General features: G+C 60.2%; 17 protein-coding genes. 7 read left to right on the forward strand and 10 right to left on the reverse strand.

Annotation, left to right across the window (positions count from 1 at the left end; all coding sequences use genetic code 11):
• Positions 1-98: 98 nt before the first annotated feature.
• From AC1Z24_RS19465 to AC1Z24_RS19485, 5 genes are all read right to left on the reverse strand, one after another.
• On the reverse strand, positions 99-1640 hold the full coding sequence (locus tag AC1Z24_RS19465) for a methyltransferase regulatory domain-containing protein (protein WP_483742261.1): 1542 nt from the start codon (positions 1638-1640) through the stop codon (positions 99-101).
• Positions 1641-1737: 97 nt separating this feature from the next.
• Positions 1738-2178, reverse strand: a complete 441-nt coding sequence (locus AC1Z24_RS19470) for a hypothetical protein (RefSeq protein ID WP_483742262.1) — start codon at positions 2176-2178, stop codon at positions 1738-1740.
• On the reverse strand, positions 2175-2732 hold the full coding sequence (locus AC1Z24_RS19475) for a DUF6891 domain-containing protein (RefSeq protein WP_483742263.1): 558 nt from the start codon (positions 2730-2732) through the stop codon (positions 2175-2177). Before AC1Z24_RS19475 ends, AC1Z24_RS19470 begins: the two co-directional genes overlap by 4 nt.
• A 121-nt stretch (positions 2733-2853) precedes the next feature.
• Entirely contained in the window at positions 2854-4095 is a 1242-nt protein-coding gene (locus AC1Z24_RS19480; RefSeq protein WP_483742264.1) for a DUF1835 domain-containing protein, read from the reverse strand.
• A 161-nt stretch (positions 4096-4256) separates the two neighbouring features.
• Entirely contained in the window at positions 4257-4736 is a 480-nt protein-coding gene (locus tag AC1Z24_RS19485) for a cysteine hydrolase family protein (protein WP_259108894.1), read from the reverse strand.
• A gap of 157 nt (positions 4737-4893) precedes the next feature.
• On the opposite strand from AC1Z24_RS19485, the gene AC1Z24_RS19490 reads away from it, so the two are divergent.
• Positions 4894-5265: a VOC family protein gene (locus tag AC1Z24_RS19490; protein WP_483742265.1), complete on the forward strand. Its 372-nt coding sequence runs from the start codon at positions 4894-4896 to the stop codon at positions 5263-5265.
• Here AC1Z24_RS19490 and AC1Z24_RS19495 read toward each other — a convergent pair.
• Positions 5262-5588, reverse strand: a complete 327-nt coding sequence (locus AC1Z24_RS19495) for a hypothetical protein (RefSeq protein ID WP_483742266.1) — start codon at positions 5586-5588, stop codon at positions 5262-5264. The two genes, AC1Z24_RS19490 and AC1Z24_RS19495, sit on opposite strands and share 4 nt — an antisense overlap.
• A 238-nt stretch (positions 5589-5826) precedes the next feature.
• Between AC1Z24_RS19495 and AC1Z24_RS19500 the strand changes: the two genes are divergently transcribed.
• Positions 5827-6159, forward strand: coding sequence for a hypothetical protein (locus AC1Z24_RS19500; RefSeq protein ID WP_483742267.1), 333 nt, complete (start codon positions 5827-5829; stop codon positions 6157-6159).
• A gap of 152 nt (positions 6160-6311) precedes the next feature.
• Here AC1Z24_RS19500 and AC1Z24_RS19505 read toward each other — a convergent pair whose 3' ends face one another.
• From AC1Z24_RS19505 to ydiJ, 3 genes are all read right to left on the reverse strand, one after another.
• A complete protein-coding gene (locus AC1Z24_RS19505; RefSeq protein WP_259108905.1) occupies positions 6312-6773 on the reverse strand; it encodes a hypothetical protein in 462 nt (153 codons plus the stop codon).
• 212 nt (positions 6774-6985) lie between these two features.
• Positions 6986-9181, reverse strand: coding sequence for an OsmC domain/YcaO domain-containing protein (locus tag AC1Z24_RS19510; RefSeq protein ID WP_483742268.1), 2196 nt, complete (start codon positions 9179-9181; stop codon positions 6986-6988).
• A 218-nt stretch (positions 9182-9399) separates the two neighbouring features.
• Positions 9400-12423, reverse strand: a complete 3024-nt coding sequence (gene ydiJ / locus AC1Z24_RS19515) for a D-2-hydroxyglutarate dehydrogenase YdiJ (protein WP_483746669.1) — start codon at positions 12421-12423, stop codon at positions 9400-9402.
• Between the two features lie 159 nt (positions 12424-12582).
• Between ydiJ and AC1Z24_RS19520 the strand changes: the two genes are divergently transcribed.
• From AC1Z24_RS19520 to AC1Z24_RS19540, 5 genes are all read left to right on the forward strand, one after another.
• Positions 12583-13467: a LysR substrate-binding domain-containing protein gene (locus AC1Z24_RS19520; protein WP_483742269.1), complete on the forward strand. Its 885-nt coding sequence runs from the start codon at positions 12583-12585 to the stop codon at positions 13465-13467.
• Between the two features lie 359 nt (positions 13468-13826).
• Positions 13827-16094, forward strand: a complete 2268-nt coding sequence (locus tag AC1Z24_RS19525; RefSeq protein ID WP_483742270.1) for an ATP-binding protein — start codon at positions 13827-13829, stop codon at positions 16092-16094.
• Positions 16095-16102: 8 nt separating this feature from the next.
• Positions 16103-16564, forward strand: coding sequence for a response regulator (locus tag AC1Z24_RS19530; protein ID WP_483742271.1), 462 nt, complete (start codon positions 16103-16105; stop codon positions 16562-16564).
• Positions 16565-16590: 26 nt separating this feature from the next.
• Positions 16591-18975 (forward strand): response regulator, encoded by a 2385-nt coding sequence (locus AC1Z24_RS19535; protein WP_483742272.1) that lies wholly within the window; start codon positions 16591-16593, stop codon positions 18973-18975.
• 466 nt (positions 18976-19441) lie between these two features.
• Positions 19442-20263 carry an alpha/beta fold hydrolase gene (locus AC1Z24_RS19540; protein WP_259107987.1) on the forward strand — a complete coding sequence of 274 codons (822 nt, stop codon included), beginning with the start codon at positions 19442-19444 and terminating at the stop codon, positions 20261-20263.
• A 67-nt stretch (positions 20264-20330) separates the two neighbouring features.
• On the opposite strand, the gene AC1Z24_RS19545 is transcribed toward AC1Z24_RS19540, so the two are convergent.
• Complete coding sequence (locus AC1Z24_RS19545; protein ID WP_483742273.1) at positions 20331-21071, reverse strand: SDR family oxidoreductase; 741 nt, start codon at positions 21069-21071, stop codon at positions 20331-20333.
• Between the last annotated feature and the right edge of the window lie 101 nt (positions 21072-21172).

A 21172-nucleotide genomic window follows, 5' to 3' on the forward strand; every position in this document is an offset into this window, starting at 1 on the left:
TACATCCCATCACCCAAAACCACCGCGCCCGTCAACGATGTGCGGGTGGTTTGGTCAAAGTCATTCGGGCGCAGCTTGAGCGTCCCCGGCCTTAATGATCAAGCGATCTTCAACGCCCTCAGGATAACCAGGGACGTCTCGGCAAAGGCTTCAGCCTGCTCGGTCAATGCCGCAACGTTTTCTGCGGCCGTGGTCAGTGCCTTGCCGTCCTTGACCAGCCCTTCGCCTTGATCACCGATGATGTCCCATGCCAGTTGCGCCCATTCCGCAGGCTGTTTTTTGCCTTGCTTGATCGCGATCAGAAACATCTGATGGAAACGGCCAACAGGCACGCCACCGCCAGTCAACGGGCTGGCCAGGGTTTGGATCTGATCGTTGAGCAACGAGCGTTTGCACAGTTGCAGGTTGAGGGTGGTGCAGCGCGCCTGTACCAGTTTCTCCGCTGCCTCGCTCTGGCACGGAGCCGCTGCGCCCATGCCGACCAACACATTGACCGCCTGCTCCAGGGCGTCATAGGTCAACTGCGGTACAGCGCCCGCCACTTGACGCAAGGTTTTCGGTGCGTAGGCCTTGGCCGCCAGTGCTTCGAGCACCGGACCGTAGATTTCAACCTGAAGCGAAGCCTCACCCGCCGCCCCCTTGACGGTGTTCGATACGCTTTCTGCCACTTGCAGCATGACAAAGCGGGTATTGAGCATGCCCTCACGCTGTTCTGACGCGGACAGCCGCTGGGTGCCTCGCTGATACAAATCGCGACGAAATGGCTGGTTGACGAAGTAGTCACGCACCTGCTCGCGCATGATCGGGTGGTCGATAGCCTCCAATACGTCCATGCCTTCGTTGCTCAGGTTGAGCGGGTCCACTGCGTCCAGCGGTACGGCGGTAGTGGCGTAGTCCAGCTTGGCATCGGCCAGAGCATCCACGACATCGGTGAAGTAGACACAGTCCCAATCGCGGTTGAAGTATTCATGGGCAACATACTGGCGATTTTCGCCCTTGATGCTCTGCAGCTTGGCGTCAAGGTTCGGGGCTGTCTTGGCGTAATTGGGGTTGGCCGCCAGTACCACTTCGGAGAATTGCAGGGCCGCCTCGATGCGCTCGGCCGGGCGAACCGCGTGGGACGCAAAACGGTCGTGCAGACTGAACAACTTGCGCAACGGCGCCAGCGGCGACCACCCTGGCAGGCAGTTATAACTGACGTACAACAGACCACCTGGCTTGAGATAGCGCTGGGCAAATTCGACGATCAGTTTCTGATTATCGCGGCTGACCCAGCTCCAGATACCGTGCAGACTGATGCTGTCGAATTGCGGCAGATCGGCACGGGCCAGCAGCTGTTCGAAGCTGTCGTCATATAACCGCGCAGTACTGCCAAACGTGGCGCCCAGGGCATTGGCATGGGCGGCCTGGGACGGGGTGAAGTCCGTGCCTATGTAAGTTCCTGGGTTGGCGGCTGCGTGGATATTGATCGAAACACCCTGACCAAAGCCCAGTTCGCAATGCCAGGCGTCAGTACTCTCCAGAGTGTGAAAACCGCGCAGCAGCAGGCAGTAACGTTGGAATACAGGATTGATCTCGCGGCAATATCCGAAGACATAACCCTCGTCTGTAAAATAACCTTCGTTCCAGGAATTACTCATTGGCCATCCTTTTCTCGTGGGCGTTACTACTGTCCTCCTATAAAGTAGAGCAATTTCCCACCACAAGCTCAAAGACCGCCAACGAGCGCGCCGGGCTTCAGCCCTTCATCGCACTCAATCCCTCCTTGAGCATGATCCAGAACAGCCCCGCGAGGATCATCGACAGCACCAGTCCAACGGCAAACACCACCTTGGCGACCTTTGACCAGGTGCGTTGCGTCGCCTGAAACACTTCGAGGCTGCTCCAACGCTTGTGGGCCCACGCCAATGAGCGCCCGCGGGCTGCCAGGTAAAGCCACACACCCACGCCAAACAGGGTGACCAAGGCGAACAATGGAGTAAAGCGCGGCGCCAGCAGCGGCGTCAGCACGGCCAGAAAGCTCAAGGCACCGAACCAGACCCCGTTGCACAACGCCCAAATGCCGCCAAACACAAACGCCCCCCAACTGCCGCCTCGAGCCTGGGGCGGGACGGCACGGGAGCGTTTGCCCGAGTTGTTGGCGATATCGATTTCATCGGCTACAGGCTGATCAATCATGGCGATCTGCGCTGCCACTTGAAGGCTGGCAGCTGGATGCGTTGCTCGATCGCATTTTCCCAATGCACGTCAAAGCCTGCATTTTTCAGTACCTCGACCACCCGCTGGCCGACCTTCAGGCTGCGTTGCGGATCATCATCGAGTGAACCGAAGGCGATCATCAGATCATCGGCTTGCACAGCACGCTCGACATCCTGCCCGTGATAAAAGCAGTAGCCGTGATAGTGGCCGTCAGGGGCTTCATGAACGGCTTGCGCGACATCAGAGAAGCCGTCCGACATTGTGTAGCCCGCATTGGACAATGCGCAGATACCGTCCTCATGCAGGTGATAGAACACCTTATCGAGTCGATCACAGGCGGTGATCTGCGGCCATGAGCGCTCGGCTTCACGCTTGCGCTTTACTTCAGGCAGGATCAGCGCCTTGAGCGCCGGGACATCGCAGTCATCGTCAATGATGTCGTCGACCATCTCGTCCATTTCCTGCTGCGTATAAAAGCCGGACCATACCCACATCTTGATGCTGTCGGCCACGTATTCGTCGCTTTCGGACATTGGTGTTTCTCCCTGGAAAACGTGCCCATGATGGACTCACAAAGAGCGTTTGAGTTCGGGCACGACTGCTCTCCATGACATGGATGAGCAGCCGTTCACATTCAGCCGTGGTCCATTCAGATCAACGCCGCCAAACCCGCCCTTCGCCACTCACCAGCCAAGGCGCCTGATCGGCAACGATACGCACCCCGCCGACCCAACGCTCGGCGGGCTTCAGGTCAAGCCAGTGGGCGTGCCCGCCCAGGACCTGCTCGCCAAGCTTTGTCAGACTCAGCAGACGTTGCTGCCAGTGTTCGCCCGGCATCTCCTTGATCAACGGCAGCGGTGTCTCGATCAGTGCGCGCAGCAACGCGTGAAACATCAGGTCGCCCAGATAAGGCAACGGTTCGTAACTCATCATCAGGTGGCCGAATACCTTACCAGCCGGCAATTCGCCATGGGTCGACAGGATGCGCAAGGTCAGGCGCTGGGTGAGGCTCAGGCCATCACCTGCACCCGGCAGCTCTTGCAGCTGCCGGGCCAGGGCGGGCGCCAACAAAGGCAATACCGGGTGATCCTGAGCGGCCAGATGCGCCCAGGCCGTTGGATCCGTGGCGGTATAGGCCGCCCATGCCCGGCGTGCCAAAGCCAGAGCGTCTTCACCCAACGGGCGGCGTTGCGGCCATAGCCAGGCGAGCAGGTCCGGGGCCAGTTGGCCGATGCCGATAAAGCGCTCGATACCAGGCACTTGGGTAATTTCGATCAACTCGAGTCGGCGCGGCAGCACGGGAAGGCTGGCCAACAGGCGGATCAGGAACAACTGGTCATAGGCATCCCCCTCGCACCAGAGCACCACTTCACTGTCGGCGTTCAACTGGGCCAGGGCGGCGCGTTGCCTGGTCTGGCGTTGCTGGATATCGCGCTCGGACAGCCCGAACGCCTGCTGCGCGAAAGCCGAGCGCACCGCCCAGTAATCATCCTCGGGCAATGCCGGCACCGGCCCCATCACCATGGGGTCATCGAACATATGAAACGCGCCGGATAAACCTGCGGTGCGCAGGCTGTGCTCGATGTCATTACCGCAACGCCAGTGTTGCACCGTTGCCTCCCCGTCCGCCGTAAAACCTGGGTGACGTGCGGCGAAAGCGACGGCGTCGGCATGGGCGATCAGCTTGGGCCAGCTGGAAAAACCGGCCTCCCGGGCCACCAGCCATTGGGTGTCGGCCAGGCGATAATCGGGCCCGGCTATGCCGAGGCTGCGCAGTTGTTGGCTGATGTCGTCAGCCTCGTGATTTTTCAGGGCCTTGAGCAAACGCTTGGCGCGCTTGCGCAGTGCAGGCAGGTCGAGAAGACCGTGATGACGGGAAGCAAGAATAGCGGGCATGCCAACTCCTTACAGGGCTCGGTCCGCCGACAAGCCGGGAGCTGGAATGAAAAATGGTGCACAAGTGCCTGGGTTACCCCTTCGCGCGGACCGCAGGCGCAGCAAAACGCCCGGGGCCAGACTTTAGCGGCAAGCGGTTATCGACGCAATATGTGTCGTGGCTAGACATCCAGCCCGGCAATCACCTCTGCCCGGGTGGTGACCTGACGGAAATGATGCTCCCACAGGCTGATGCCTAGCTTGCCAGAGCGGTCCAGGGACGAGCCTATGGTCAGGTCGGTAATCAGCGTCGGAGTCAGCCCGGCATCGAACAGGGCAAACCCGGCGGCAAGCACACAGGTCTCGGTCTGCAGGCCGCACACCAACACCCGGTCCACGCCAAGCTGTTTGATGTATTCGATGGTTTCTGCGCTTTGCCCGTAGCCGTGCTTGACGAAAACCCTGTCCGCTTCGACCAGACTCTCGTCTTGCGCTGCCGGGTGCCAACCCAGTTGCCGATTGAACGGGGTGACCTGTTCGTCATGCAGCTCGATGGAAGCAATGGTGGGAATATTCGCCGACAAGGCCCGCACGCCATCGACCAGCCATTCGGGCGGGCTGAAGGTGGACTGGACATCAACGATAAGTAACACCTGCCGCATGAATTTCTCCCGAACGCTTGCTGAGGGCGCCGAGTATATCGACATGGACCACCAAGGGTGAGCTTGAGGCAAACCCTGCACTCGACATTCCCCCGCCAGCCCACCGAGAATGCGCAGCGCTCACAATCAATAATCCGCATTACTCAAGGAAGACGCCATGACCCCGATCCTCAATCGCATCGTGCTGTACGTTCGCGACATGCAGGCCACCTGCGATTTTTATGAGCGTCATTTCGGCTTTATCGCCCACCGTAAAGACGGCGACCGTATCGTCGAACTACGCGCACCGGTTGGCGGCGCAATCCTGATGCTGCATCTGGCGGGCAAAGCCGTAAAAACCGGGCAAGTCACGGTCAAGCTGGGCTTTGATATCGAGGATGTGGAAGGCTTCAAGCAGCACTGTCTGGCCCAAGGCCTGGAGTTCGGCTCCACCCACCAGGCGGACGGTTATTGCTTCGCCAATGCCAAGGACCCCAATGGCAATAACATCACGATCACCAACCGGGCGTTTGCTTCATCCACCGATTAGAGACATTCCTGCGCCGCGTGCTTGAAACTGTTGGCCAGCAGGCCGCGTTCATACAGGAAAATCTTGCCGCCGCTGGGCGCCTTGTAAGCCTCAAGGATGTTGTCGGCGGTGAGCGCACTGGCAACAACAATCTTGTAGTGGCGCTGCGTCTGGGTCAGGGTCGGCACCTGGGTTGGCCCCTGCAATTTGGGCATGACGCAGTCGGTGTACGCTTCAGGACTCTTGCTGGTGTGCAAGGTCTCCGTCGGCTGATTCGGCGTGGAGGCGCAGGCAGCCAGCAGCGAGCTGGCGAGGGCGAGAACGGGGATAAGCAAACGACGCATGGGCGGGATCCTGGGCGATATTCTGCTGATAGAGCAGGGTCTTCTATGCAGGCTATTTTCCAGTTATATGCACAGAACAAAACTGATAAAGCGTGATGCTCACTATCATCGACACCGATAGTTGCAGTGATTTACCCACGCTTTACCTGATCTTTACCGAATCCAGACCTTTCTTTACATGAATCGGGTGTTAGATACGTCCATGGCGAACCCACTTATCTCGCCAGAGGAGACACCCATGTTTTCGAAGATAACCCAAGCCTTGATCCTGTCCGGTTGCCTTATTGCAGCAGGTACGGCATCCGCCAGCGAGCGTGATGTGATAGTGCCTGTTATCGCCGGAGCAGCAGTGGGAGCCGTCGTAGCCACGATGTTCAGCGGTCCGAGCCATGATCACTATCGCCCTGAATATCGGGCCTACCCGCCACAACCACGCTACTACCAGCCAGTGGCTTATGTGCCGGTGACCCGGGTCGTCGAATACCGCCGTGCCCCGCCGCCGCACTACGGTTATTACGACCGGGGCCATGATCGCGGTTACGATCATGGCCGGGACTACGGTCGCTGGTAAGCTGAGGTGTGAAGCCTGCGCGATATCCCTGTGGGACCGGCTTCAGCCGGGAAGGCGTAGGCAGGATTAATACATTTTATCGCCTGCCAGATCGTCTTCCCGGCTAAAGCCGGTCCCACATTCTCTCAACATGGGCGGCAACAAACCAACTATCAGTTACTAGGCCGTTGCTTGGTGGAATCCAGCTCGGCCTTTTTGCCCGTGGTGATCTCGGTGATCTGCGCCGACTTGGCGATAGCCAGGTCGAAGGTGTCCTGCATCTTGGCGATGGCGTCGGTCGGCGTGCCGTTGAGTCCGCCACTGGCAGCCCAATCGAAGTTCCACACACCGGAGAGGTTGTCGGCACCGGCGACATCGTGGGTTTCGATGGCGGTGAAAACATCCGGATGGCGCTGCATGTACTGGGCGGCGGCGGAGACATCCGCTGGCACCTTGCCCGAGGTGTTATTGGCCAGTTGCGCCAGCTCCTGCCCGGAAATGGCCGACTTGCCGTTCTGGCGCATATAGTCGGCAACGGTCTTGCTGGACTTGGCGATATTGAGTTTGTCGTCGAAGGCCGACGTCGTGGATTTCTGTGGCGTCGGGTTGCTGCCAGCGGGCGATACGGTCGACATCGGCTCTGCTCCTTCATGGATTTGTGGCATATCGCGATTACGATGCCTACGTCCGAACGGTAGCATGAAGCCATTAGCACCAATGGCGGGGCTTCACAGCAATTCGCAAAGCCACAGAGATTTCACAGTAATTCACACCGCTTAGCGCACGATGCAGTCCACTCCCCCGCCTTTCAGCGCGGTGCTTTTTTTGTTCAGCGCTTGCGGCCGAATCAACCTGCCAATCGAGCCCGCGCCTCATGCAGCTTTTTATAGCTGTCGATCAGACGCAGATGCCGGTCGAGGCCTTCGAGCTTCATGCTGGTCGGGGTCAGGCCATAGAAGCGCACACTGCCGTCCACTGAACCCAGCACGGCGTCCATGCGCTCGTTGCCGAACATGCGCCGGAAATTGACTTCGTAGTCCTGCATATCCAGGTCACCATCCAGCTGCACTTCCAGCGCCGCATTCAACGCCTGATAGAACAGGCCGCGCTCGGCGGTATTGTCGTTGTACTGCAGGAAGGCCTCGACCAGCTCTTTGGCGTCGTCGTATTTCTTCAGGGCCAGCTGAATCAGCAGTTTCAACTCGAGGATCGTCAGCTGACCCCAGGCGGTGTTGTCGTCGAACTCGATGCCGATCAGCGTAGTGATGTCGGTGTAATCATCCAACTCGCTTTCGTCCAGGCGCTTGAGTAGCCCTTTCAGGTCACGGTTGTCCAGGCTGTGCAGATTGAGGATGTCTTCGCGGAAGAACAGCGCCTTGTTGGTGTTATCCCAGATCAAATCCTCGATCGGATAAATTTCCGAGTATGCCGGCACCAGAATGCGGCAGGCCTTGGCGCCCAGGTGTTCGTAGACCGCCATGTAGGCCTCCTTGCCCAGCTCTTCGAGAATACCGAACAAGGTCGCAGCTTCCTCGGCATTGGAGTTTTCGCCCTGGCCGGAGAAATCCCACTCGACGAATTCATGATCGGCCTTGGCACTGAAGAAGCGCCACGACACCACACCGCTGGAGTCGATGAAGTGCTCGACGAAGTTGTTCGGTTCCATCACCGCATGACTCTCAAAAGTCGGTTGCGGCAGATCGTTGAGACCCTCGAAACTGCGGCCCTGGAGCAGTTCGGTAAGACTGCGCTCCAGCGCCACTTCCAGACTCGGGTGCGCGCCGAACGAAGCGAACACGCCACCGGTGCGCGGGTTCATCAGGGTCACGCACATGACCGGAAACTGGCCGCCCAACGAGGCATCCTTGACCAGCACCGGAAAGCCCTGCTCTTCCAGGCCCTGGATACCAGCGAGAATGCCGGGATACTTGGCCAGCACTTCCTGCGGCACATCGGGCAACGCCAGTTCGCCTTCGAGAATCTCGCGCTTGACCGCGCGTTCGAAGATTTCCGACAGGCACTGCACTTGGGCTTCGGCCAGGGTATTACCAGCGCTCATGCCGTTGCTCAGGTACAGATTTTCGATCAGGTTGGAGGGGAAATACACCACTTCGCCGTCGGACTGGCGCACAAACGGCAGCGAGCAGATACCGCGCTCGATATTACCGGAGTTGGTGTCGTACAGATGGGAGCCAAACAACTCGCCATCAGGGTTGAAAATCTCCAGGCAGTATTCGTCGAGAATCTCCCTCGGCAGTTCATCCTTCGGACCCGGCTGGAACCAGCGCTCGTCCGGATAATGCACGAACGGCGCATTGGCGATCTCTTCGCCCCAGAACTGATCGTTATAGAAGAAGTTGCAGTTCAGCCGTTCGATAAACTCGCCCAACGCCGAAGCCAGTGCGCCTTCCTTGGTCGAACCCTTGCCATTGGTGAAGCACATGGGCGAATGGGCGTCGCGGATATGCAGAGACCAGACGTTGGGCACGATATTGCGCCATGAGGCAATTTCGATCTTCATCCCCAGGCCCGCAAGGATGCCGGACATATTGGCGATGGTTTCTTCCAGCGGCAGGTCCTTGCCCGCAATAAAGGTGCTGGCCCCGGACGCCAGGCTCGGCATCAGCAGCGCCTGGGCATCGGCATCGAGGTTTTCCACTTCCTCAATCACAAACTCAGGCCCGGCCTGCACCACTTTCTTGACCGTGCAGCGATCAATGGAACGCAGGATGCCCTGGCGGTCCTTGGCCGAGATGTCAGCTGGCAATTCGACCTGGATCTTGAAGATCTGGTTGTAGCGGTTTTCCGGGTCGACAATATTGTTTTGCGACAGGCGAATGTTATCGGTGGGGATATTGCGGGTATCGCAGTACAACTTGACGAAGTAAGCCGCACACAGAGCCGACGAAGCCAGGAAGTAATCGAACGGCCCCGGTGCCGAACCGTCGCCCTTGTAACGAATGGGCTGATCGGCGATCACCGTGAAGTCATCGAACTTGGCTTCAAGTCGAAGGTTGTCGAGAAAATTAACCTTGATTTCCATGTGGCATTACCATCAATAAGCGAGCAAACGAATGGCCGCCATTATCCGGTTTTTCTGCGGGAAGTCTTTGGCTATGTGTTGTGGGTCGACAATCAGCACTGCGTTGCGATGCTTTTGTGGGACCGGCTTTAGCCGGGAAGACGCCGGCAGGGTCGATAAATTCCTATCGCCTGCCATATCGCTTTCCCGGCTAAAGCCGGTCCCACACTAACAATGCATCAGGCGAGCAGCCGCTCCAGCAGCACCTCCAACGGATGCCGCAACTGCCGGTCAGCCATGCGCTTGACCTGGCTGCGGCACGAATAGCCGGTTGCCAACGCCTCACCCTGCTTATCCAGCTTGGTCGCCCATGACTGCTCGAAGATGGTCCGGGACGTCTCCTGATTGCGCGCTTCGTGGCCGTAAGTGCCGGACATGCCGCAGCAGCCGGTAGCCTCGGTGGTCAGCTTCAACCCGAGACGCGAGAACACCTTCTCCCACTGCCCGGTACTGGCCGGCACGTTGGTTTTCTCGGTGCAGTGGGCCATCAGGCGGAACGCGGCCGGGGCCACCGACGCTGTTGCTTCAGGCAAGGCGTCCATCAGCCATTCCTGGGGCAGCAGCACTTTCGGGCAGTCTTCCAGGCCCGGCACTTTCTGATATTCCTGGCGGTAGACCAGCGTCATCGCCGGGTCCAGCCCCACCAGTGGCACGCCACAGTCGGCCAGGGCCTTGAGCTGGGTGGCGTTGCGCGTAGCGGCCTTGGCGAAGGCACCGAGGAACCCTTGCACATGCAGCGGCTTGCCGTTGGCGCTGTAAGGCGCCAGGAACACCCGATAGCCCAACTGATGGACCAGCTGAACAAAAGACGCCAGCAGCGGCGTCTCGAAATAGCGGGTAAAGGCGTCCTGCACCAGCACCACGCTGCGCTGGCGTTGCTCATCACTCAGTTCCCGCAGCGCTGGCAAAGTCGCGGCGCGCACGTTGCAGCGGCTCAACGTGGCCTGCAGGTTGTAGCGATGGATCAGCGGACTGTCGAGCATGCCGACGTGGCGTTCGAGCAGGCCACTGACCCACTTCGAGCCCATCACCGCGTTGTACAGGCCCGGTGCGTAAGCCATATAAGGAATGCTGAATTCCAGCGATCCGATCAGGTAGTCACGCAGCGGACGCTGATAACGGCCGTGGTACAGCTCCAGAAAGCGCGAACGAAACTCCGGCACGTTGACCTTGATCGGACATTGCCCCGCGCAGGACTTGCACGCCAGGCAACCGGCCATCGCGCCATAGACTTCGTGGGAAAAATCCGCGTCACCGCGAGACCGCGCCCGGTTGTTGCGCAGCCGCGTCGGCAGCTCCTTGAGCCAGGACGCCCTGCCCCGCGCCGCTTCCAGCACGTCGATGCTCGCCGCACCCTGCAGACGCAGCCACTCACGAATCAACGACGCCCGGCCCTTGGGCGAATGCTGGCGCTCACGGGTGGCTTTCCACGACGGGCACATCGCGTCATTCGTATCGAAGTTGTAGCAGGCACCGTTACCATTGCAGTGCACGGCGGTGCCGAAACTCTGCCAGACGCGCTCGTCGATCTGCCGGTCGAGATCGCCGCGCAGGGTGACTTCGTTGACCTTGAGCAGGCCCTCGGCCGCGTCCGGCGGGGTGCAGATCTTGCCGGGGTTGAGCTGGTTGTACGGGTCGAAGGCGCCCTTGAGCGCCTGCAACGCCGGGTACAACGCACCGAAAAACGCCGGCACATACTCCGAACGCAACCCCTTGCCATGCTCGCCCCAGAGCAGGCCGCCGTAGCGCTGGGTCAGCTCGGCGACGGCATCGGAGATCGGCTTGACCAGCGCGGCCTGGGCCGGGTCTTTCATGTCCAGCGCCGGGCGCACATGCAGTACCCCGGCGTCGACATGGCCGAACATGCCGTAGGTCAGGCCATGACCGTCGAGCAAGGCGCGGAATTCGGCGATGTAGTCGGCCAGACGCTCCGGCGGCACCGCCGTATCTTCCACGAACGGCTGCGGGCGAATCTCGCCCTCGACATTGCCCAGCAGGCCCACCGAGCGCTTGCGCATGGTGTAGACCCGGGTCACCGCCGCCTCACCTTCAGCCAGGGTATGACCCAGACGCTCGATGGTAGTGTCGGCCTGCAAATGCGCGACGAACGCCGTTACCCGTGCGTTGACCTCGTCGACCTCGTCGCCGCTGAACTCAACCAGGTTGATACCCAGGGTCGGGCGCTCGGCATCGGCCGGAAAATATTCGGCAACGCTGTGCCAGACGATGTCTTTCATCGCCAGCATCAATACCCGTGAGTCCACGGTTTCGATGGACAGCGGCTTGTGTGCGAGCAAGGCATTGGCGTCACGCAGCGCATCCATGAAGCTGCTGTAGCGCACGTTGACCAGCACCGAGTACTTGGGAATCGGCAGGACATTGAGCCTGGCTTCGACCACGTAACCCAGCGAACCTTCGGCGCCGCACAGCACGCTATTGAGGTTGAAGCGGCCCTGCTCGTCGCGCAGGTGCGCCAGGTCGTAGCCGGTCAGGCAGCGGTTGAGCTTGGGGAATATCGCCTCGATCAGTTCGACCTGGGTTTCCTGGATCTGCCGGGCACTGCGATAGACCTCACCGCTGCGACCTGGCTGAGCGCAGGCGGCGTCCAGTTCGGCGTCGGACAACGGCCGGGTATGCAGATGTTCGCCGCCAAGCAGCACGCTATGCAATTCCAGCACATGGTCGCGGGTCTTGCCGTAGGTGCAACTGCCCTGGCCGCTGGCATCGGTGTTGATCATGCCGCCGACGGTGGCGCGGTTGGACGTCGACAACTCCGGGGCGAAAAACAGCCCGTGGGGCTTGAGGGCGGCGTTGAGCTGGTCCTTGACCACCCCGGCCTGCACCCGTACCCAGCGCTCGGCAACATTGATTTCAAGGATGCTGTTCATATGCCGCGACAGGTCGACAACGATGCCATCGGTCAGCGACTGGCCGTTGGTGCCGGTGCCACCGCCCCGTGGGGTCAGCTTGATCTGACGGAAGCGCGGCTCGGCCATCAGCGCGGCAATGCGCGCGACGTCATCGGCATCCAGCGGGAACACCGCCGCCTGAGGCAGGCGCTGATAGATCGAGTTATCCGTGGCCAACACGGTGCGCGTGGCGTAGTCGGCACTGAGCTGGCCACGGAAACCGCTGGCGCGCAGGGCGTCGAGAAATTCAGGGTACTGCGGCGCCGGGGCGGCGCCAGTCAGCTGGGCGATCATCATGGGATGGCCTCTTGTCGGTCTGATCACGGAAAAAAGCAAAATACTTGTCGTCCGGGCATTAATCGGTCAGCCTCGGATCTTGGTCTGTGCCAATGATCCCGGAGGTTATGGCGCAGGACAAATGGATATTCCTGCCGCTATCGATGACTTTTCTGAATGAATTACCGCCACCTCACGCCCTCCATGTCGCTGCTGCTGGCCTTTGAAGCCGCCGCCCGTCATGAAAGCTATACCCGCGCCGCAGTGGAGCTGTCCCTGACCCAGAGCGCGGTGAGCCGTCAGGTCCAGGCCCTGGAGCAGCAACTGGGCCTGACCCTGTTTCGTCGCGAGGGCCGCCAGGTGCAACTGACCGATGTCGGCCGTCTGTACCAGCGAGAGATGAGCGAGGCCCTGGGCCGGATCCGTAGCGCCACCTTGCAGGCCATGGCCTTCCAGTCCGGTGGCGGTACCCTGCGTTTGGCCACGCTGCCGACCTTCGGTTCGAAATGGTTGCTGCCGCGCCTGCATGGCTTCTACAAGAGCCATCCCGGCATGCTCATCCATATCAATTCGCGGATCGACGCCATCGACTTCGATACCAGCGGCATCGACGCCGCCATCGTCGTCGGCACCGCCGACCTGCCAGGCCTGATCAGCCACCGCCTGCATGCCGAAGAGCTGGCATTGATCATCTCCCCGGAAGCCGCCCTGGCCCATGGCGACTGGACGCCGGAGCGCATCGGCGAGCTGATGCTGCTCAACGTCGCCAACAACCCCAATGTCTGGGGTGACTGGTTCAGTCATCACCACCTGCCCCACCGCCTGATGCGCCTGGGGCCGAGCTTCGAACTGACTTCGCACCTGATCCAGGCGGTCAGGGCCGGTATCGGGATCGGCCTGGTGCCGCGCATTCTGGTGGCCGATGAACTGACCAGCAGCGAACTGATCGGCCTCGGCCAGCCCTTTGCCAGTCAGCGCAGCTATTACCTGACCTACCCGCCGCGCAATGAAATGCTACCGTCGCTGGCGGCGTTTCGCGGGTGGTTGCTGGGGCAGATCTGATGATAGGCGCGCGTTGCATAGGTACCGGTGGGACCGGCTTCAGCCGGGAAGACGCATTCCCGGCTGAAGCCGGTCCCACTGATCGAATCGATACTGGCAACCATGATGGCAAACAAACCTCATTGGCCGTTGAACGGATCGATACCCCCAGCTGTCTAGAGGCTGATATGGGTCAAACGCCCCATGCACAAGTTGGTCCCTGGCCCAGGATGGGCCGCCGCTTTCCAACGCTGGCGCAGAAAATTTTTCAATCTCAAGGCTGTCGGATTTGTTACTTTGTCACCGGTTTTTTACATGTGAGCGACCTTGGTCAGTCTGTCGACCCCCGCCCACTGCCGCGCGCCTAATGGAGGGACATCTTGACCAGCCCCGAAACGACTGACTCATTTCAGCTCGCACTGGCCAATTGTGCCCGGGAACAGATTCGCACGCCCGGCAGCATTCAACCGCTGGGTTTCATGATGGTGATTGAAGAACCGGGCTTGGCGATCCGCCAGATCAGCGAAAACCTCCCTCAATGGCTGGGCATCAGCAGCGCCGAGCTGCTGGCTGGCCGCTTCGATGCCATCGTGGACGACGCTGCGACCTTCATTGAACTGCTGGGCGAACTGGACGACGAGGAATCCCAGCCCTACCACGTAGGCGATGTCAGCTTCCTGGTGGGCGCGCAACATCAGCATGTGCCAATGATGCTGCATCGCCATGATGGTGTATTGATCGCTGAATTCCAGCGTCCGGGCCCGGCGTCCGGGTCCAGTTCGCGACTGTATCCACTGGTGCGTTCTTTCATCAGTGGCGTCTCGGATTTCGAAACCGTGGAAGCCTTGTGCGTCCGAGCGGTGCGTGTCATCAAGCACATGACCGGTTTTGGCCGGGTAAAATCCTACCGTTTTGATAGCGACGGCAATGGCCTGGTCAATGCCGAATTGCTCGACGAGGGCTATCCGAGCTATCTGGGGCTGTGCTTCCCCGCCTCCGATATTCCCGCACAGGCCCGTCAGCTGTATTGCGCCAATCGTATCCGGGTGATCGAAGACGCTCATTACCAGCCTTCTCGACTTTTGCCCGCAGACAATCCGCTGACGGGGCAGCCGCTGGACCTGAGTTTCTCAACCCTGCGCAGCGTGTCACCGGTACATCTGCAATACATGCGCAACATGAAGACCCTGGCGTCCATGTCGATCTCCATCGTCGTCGACGGCAAGCTGTGGGGCCTGATCTCTTGCCATCACAGCGCGCCTCATCCAGTAAACTTCCAGGTCCGTACCGCCTGCGAGCTGTTGGGCCGGGTACTGTCGTTGCAGGTCGAGACGCGCGAAGCCCACATTCGCAACGAACGGATGCTGTCAATTCGCCAGCGCATCGTCCAACTGCTTGGCGCCATTGCCGATCACGACAGTGTGCTGTTGGGCCTGCGCTCACTGCCGGACATTTTCGTCAACTTCGTCGGCGCCGCCGGCGCTGCGGTGGTTTCCGGGTCCGGCTGCGATGTCTATGGCCGTACGCCGTCCAAGGCCCAGGTCCGCGAGCTGGCAGGCTGGCTGGCAGAGCAAGGTGGATCCGAGTTCTTCCATACCGACAATGTCGGCCGGGACATACCGGCAATCGTCGGGCTGAGTGCTTCGGCCTGCGGCATCCTGGCAGTGTCGATTTCCGAGATTCATCCGCACTACCTGATCTGGTTCAAGCCGGAACAACCCCAGGTCGTGCATTGGGCCGGCCGTCCGGAAAAAACCGTCGCCGACAGTGGCTCGCTCAACCCGCGCCAGAGCTTCGAGCAATGGCAGCAGATCGTCGAAGGTTTCTCCACGCCCTGGGATGCCAATGAAATCGAAGGCGTGCAGGAACTGCGCCTGGCAGTACTGGGGATCGTACTGCGCAAAGCCGAAGAGCTGGCACAACTGTCGGAAGACCTGAAACGCTCGAACAAAGAACTCGAATCGTTCTCCTACAGCGTCTCCCATGACTTGCGCGCACCGCTGAGGCATATCGCCGGCTATGCGGAGCTGCTTGAGGACATCGAAGGCTCCAACCTTTCCGAGCGCGGCTTGCGCTTTCTCGGCACCATTGGCGACTCTGCCAAATTTGCCGGGACGCTGGTCGATAACCTGCTCAGTTTCTCGCAGATGGGCCGCGCGGCCATGCATCTCTCAGACGTCAATTTGTCGGCCATGATCGCGTCAATCCAGCTGGAAATGCGTCCGGACTATGAAGGCCGCATCATAGAATGGTCATTCGGCGAGCTGCCGGTTGTCGTCGCCGACCCGGCGTTCCTGCATCTGGCCATGCGCAATCTGATTGCCAACGCCATCAAATACACTCGCAATCGCGCCGTCGCGACCATTAAAGTCGACGTACAGGAGCGCGCAAACGATTTCGTTGTCAGTGTCCGCGACAACGGTGTCGGCTTCGACATGCAGTACGCTGGAAAACTCTTCGGGGTATTCCAGCGTCTGCATCGCATGGAAGAATTCGAAGGCACCGGCATCGGCCTGGCTAATGTCCGGCGGATCGTCGAACGCCATGGCGGCACCGTCTGGGCCGAAGGCGTACCGGACAACGGCGCCACTTTCTATTTTTCTCTGCCCAGAAAAACACTTGCAACCCCTATTCCTGCTGGTCAATGAGGCCATACATGCTCAAACCGATACTCCTGGTAGAAGATAATCCCCACGACCTTGAATTGACCCTGGTGGCGCTCGAGCGCAGTCAGTTGGCCAATGAGGTTGTGGTGGTGCGTGACGGCGCGGAGGCGCTCGATTATCTGTTCAGGAAAAATGAATATGCCGACCGGGTCGAAGGCAATCCTGCGGTGCTGCTGCTCGACCTGAAACTTCCAAAGATCGATGGCCTTGAAGTGCTGATGAATGTGCGCAACACCGACAGCCTGCGCAGCATTCCCGTGGTCATGCTGACCTCTTCACGGGAAGAACCCGATCTTGACCGGGCCTACCAACTGGGCGTGAACGCCTACGTGGTCAAGCCTGTAGACTTCAAGGAGTTCGTTGGCGCCATTTCTGACCTGGGAATCTTCTGGGCCGTGCTCAATGAACCCCCGCCCGGCTCGACCCGCGTCGTAAAACGCCCGAAATCCTGACGTTGAAACCCGAGAGTGGTACGGCCATGCCCCTGGCAAAAGTGAAGCTGCTGCTCGTTGAAGACAGCATCTATGACGTAGAGCTGACCCTGCTTACCCTGGAAGCCAATGAGCTGCAGGTCGAGCCGGTGGTGGTGCACGACCACCTCAGCGCCGCTGAAGCCCTGGGCAGGGAGAAGTTCGACGTCATTGTCTGCGATGTGCTGCTGCCCTCCTCATCCGGCACCGAAGTGCTGGAAGTGGCCAAGCAGATCGTCCCGCAAACGCCTTTCATCTTTCTCTCGGGCATGTTCGGCGAGCAGCAGGCCATAGAGACCATGCGCCTGGGCGCGGTCGATTACGTACTCAAGCAGAACCTCAAAGTCTTGCCCAAGGCGATCCGTCGTGCCGTGCTGGAAGTGCGCGAGCGCGAGAAGCGCCAGGCCGCCGAGTCGGCCTTGGAAGACGTCGAAGCCCGTGCGCGGATTGCCATACAAGCAGCAGAAATGGGCGTTTGGGAAGTCAATATCGACAACCTGGAAGTCATCTGGGATGAACGCTGCCGGGCGCTGTACGAGTTGCCACCCATCGGCAATTTTCAAATGGGCCAGATGATTGACCTCACCCATCCGGATGACCGTGACGCCCTGCAGGAAAAGATCGACCTGGCCCTGAGCAAGGCTTCGGCCTTCAACGCCGAATATCGAATCGTCCTGCCCGGCAACCGCATTCGCTGGCTGCTCTCCAACGGGCGTTCGACCTTCCGGGACGGCCGCTGCGTGCAGTTTACCGGGGTCATCCAGGATATCAGCGAGCGCCGGGTCGCCACTCAGGAACTGGTGCAACTGACCGAGACCCTGGGGCAGCGGGTCGAACAGCGTACCCGCGAACGTGACCGCACCTGGGAGCTGTCACGGGAACTGCTGGCGGTACTGCGCTTCGATATGACGCCGATTGCCTTTAACCCGGCCTGGGAATCGGCACTCGGCTGGTCGCGGGAGCAGATCAACAGCCTGCGCCTGTGGGAATTGATTCACCCCCTTGATCTGGATGCGACGATCAAGGAAACCCAAAGCATCGCCTCGGGCAATGTCTCAACCCGCTTTGTCAATCGCATGCGCCACAGCAACGGCGATTATCGCTGGCTGTCCTGGACCATAGTGCCGGAGAACGGGTTGATGTACGCAGCGGTGCGCGACATCACCGAAGAGCGCGCCGTGATCGAAGAACTGGCAGCGGCCAACAAGCATTTGCAGGAGCAGATCAAGGAGCGCGAGCGGGTCGAAGCCACGCTGCAACAGATGCAGCGCCTCGAGGTCGTCGGGCAACTGACGGCGGGCGTGGCCCATGACTTCAATAATCTGCTCACCGTGATCCTCACCAGCGCGACCTTTGCCAGCCGCGATATCGAACGCGGCAAGCTGGACAAGGTCCCCACGCGCCTCAAGCACATCAGTGAAGCCGGGGAACGCGGTGCGCGGCTCACCGCTCAGTTACTGTCATTCTCCCGCCGCCAGCGCCTGCAACCCTGCCCGGTGGATCTGAACACCACCATCCAGGACATGCAGGGCCTGCTGAGCAAGGCCCTGGGCGCCAATATCTGGGTTGACCTGTCGCTCTCTCCCGGCCTGTGGACCGCCTCGGCAGACCCGACCCAGACCGAAATGATCATCCTCAACCTGGCCATCAACGCCCGGGACGCCATGGCTTCCACCGCTGGCTCTCTGAAGCTGCGCACCCACAACGAAACGGTCAAGGTGCCTGCCGTGCGTCCTGAAGACCCGGAGCCGGGCCGCTATGTGGTGTTTACCATCTCTGACACCGGCTGCGGTATGGATGAAGAAACCCTGAAGAAGGCCTACGAACCGTTTTTCACCACCAAGGCGGTTGGCCAGGGCGCGGGGCTGGGTCTGGCTCAGGTATTCGGCTTCGCCAAACAGTCGGGCGGTGGCGTGCGGATCGAGACCGAGCTGAACGTTGGCACCACGGTCAGCGTGTACCTGCCGAAAATCGACGGCCTGTCCACCCCGATCATCCCGGCCCCCGGCCCGGCCCGCGACGCCCGGACCATGGGCACGCGCACGGTATTGCTGGTCGATGACGACCCTGTCGTACGGGACCTGACCGCAACCATGCTCGAGTCTTTCGGCTTGATGGTGCTACAGGCCAGCAGCGGTATCGACGCCCTGAGCAAACTGTCCCCTGCCGTCGATCTGCTGATCACCGACTACGCCATGCCCAACATGACCGGTGGCGAGCTTGCCGCCCTGATAAGCAAGGCACAGCCGGGAATCCCTATCGTCTTCATCACCGGCTATGCCGACACCGACGTCCTCGGCCTGGACAACTCCAGCGTGGTGCAGAAGCCTTTTACCGAACAGCAGTTGCAGGAAAAAATCTGGCTGGCCATGGGTCAGCGGGTGCAGGTGTAAGCGCCCATTCATACCGTGCGGCGGTGCCTGTAAAACACAACCCCCTCAATCGGATTCGAATGCGACTCCTGTAGATACCGTCTTGACCCTCGTCGCGCAAACCCGCTCCCACGCAGCCGGTGCTTGCTGCGTGACAGCGCGGCGTACCAAGTAAAAGCACGCACGTTACATCGAGGCCTTGCAGGGCGGTTCAAGCTCAATCTGCCGCAATGTGCGCCGCGACCGCGCTTTGCACTTCACCCTCAATGCTCGCTGGTTGAGCCAACGTCCTGAGTCTGACTCTCGTGCGATACCGAGAGCGGGAGGCCCTGTGTCCGATCCAAACAATAACCCATCAAGTTCACGCCGACAGGTGCTCAAGGTGGGCGCGACTGCGCTGGCCGCAGGCTCGCTTTCCGCCATGGCAATAGGCAGCAATACCGCCCAGGCAGCGACTTCGACACCGACTAAAAAAGGACAAGACGAAATGACCAGCTTCACCACCCGCGACGGCACCGAGATCTTCTACAAAGACTGGGGCACGGGTCAGCCCATCGTTTTCCATCACGGCTGGCCGCTGAGCTCCGACGATTGGGACGCACAGATGCTGTTCTTCGTCTCCAAGGGCTACCGGGTGATCGCTCACGACCGTCGCGGCCATGGTCGTTCGACGCAAACCTCCACCGGCAACGACATGGACACCTATGCCGCAGACGTCGCCGCGCTGGTTGCGCACCTGAAACTCACCAATGCCGTGCATATCGGCCACTCTACCGGCGGTGGCGAAGTTGCCCGTTACGTTGCGCAACACGGCGCCGGCCACGTTGCCAAAGCCGTGCTGATCGGCGCCGTGCCGCCGATCATGCTCAAGACCGCCAACAATCCCGGCGGCTTGGGCATCGAGGTGTTCGACGGTTTCCGTTCGGCGCTGGCGGCCAACCGCGCGCAGTTCTACAAGGAAGTGCCCGTGCCGTTCTACGGCTACAACCGCGAGGGCGCGAAGGTGTCTGAAGGCATCAAGGAAAACTGGTGGCGCCAGGGTATGATGGGCGGCGCAAAAGCCCATTACGACTGCATCAAGGCGTTCTCGGAAACCGACTTCACCGAAGACCTGAAGAAAATCAGCGTGCCGGTCCTGGTTCTGCACGGTGACGACGATCAGATCGTGCCAATTGCAGACTCGGCCGAGCTGTCCATCAAGCTGCTCAAGCACGGCACGCTGAAAGTGTACAAAGGCTATCCGCACGGCATGTGCACCACTCACCCGGAAGTCATCAACGAAGACTTGCTGGCGTTTATCAAGGGCTGATGCCTGTTCGGGTCATGGCTAAGGCCGTGACCCGATGTCCCTCCTGCTCAAGCCAACGCAAACAGGATCACACCAGCCGCGCGCCACCATCGATATTGAGCACGGCGCCATTCATATAGGCATTGGCCATCAGGAATACCGCTGCCGAACCCGCTTCCTGCGCAGTGCCAAGCCGACGCAACGGCAAACCCTGCTCAAGAGACGCCACGTAAGCATCACGCCCCTCGCCCAACGCCTTGCTGAAGATCGGCGTATTGATCGGGCCGGGGGACAGGGTGTTGACGCGAATAGGTGCCAGTTCAAGGGCCAAGCCCCGCGCCAATGCTTCCATAGCCGCCGATGCCGCGCCGATCACCGCCGTGCCGTAGGCATTCGGGCGATCAGCCAGGGCGCCGGAAATAAAGGTGATCGAGCCATCTTTCGCCAACCTGTCGCCCAGGGCACGAATCGCGTGCAGGGCGGCCCAGATACGCTCCTCGAAGGCCCCGCGCAGATGGTCGATTTGCGCAACCAGCACGGTGCCGACGACAAAGGTACCGGCCAGCAGCACCAGATGATCGACCTTGGGAATGTCAGCCAGTGCCACTTCGATGGCCTCGCGGCGGGTCACATCGGCGGCACGCCAGCCGTCCAGACCATTGTCCTGTGCCGCTTGCCGGGCGCGCTCGGCATTGGAGCCGATGACGATCACTCTGGCCCCCGCCGCTTTGGCCTGTATGGCTGCGGCCAGGCCGATGCCGGAAGTGCCGCCGAAAATAACCACAGTGCGGTCGGTGAGCGTGGATGGCAGTGATTGCGTAATGGTCATGCTGAAACTCCTGTGGAACCCCTGAATGGCGTTCGATGGAGCAAGACTAAGGTTTAGCGAAAGGATTGATAATTGGGGCACAAGTCGCTTTACTAATGCCA

The organism is Pseudomonas sp. JL23, from assembly GCF_056933585.1.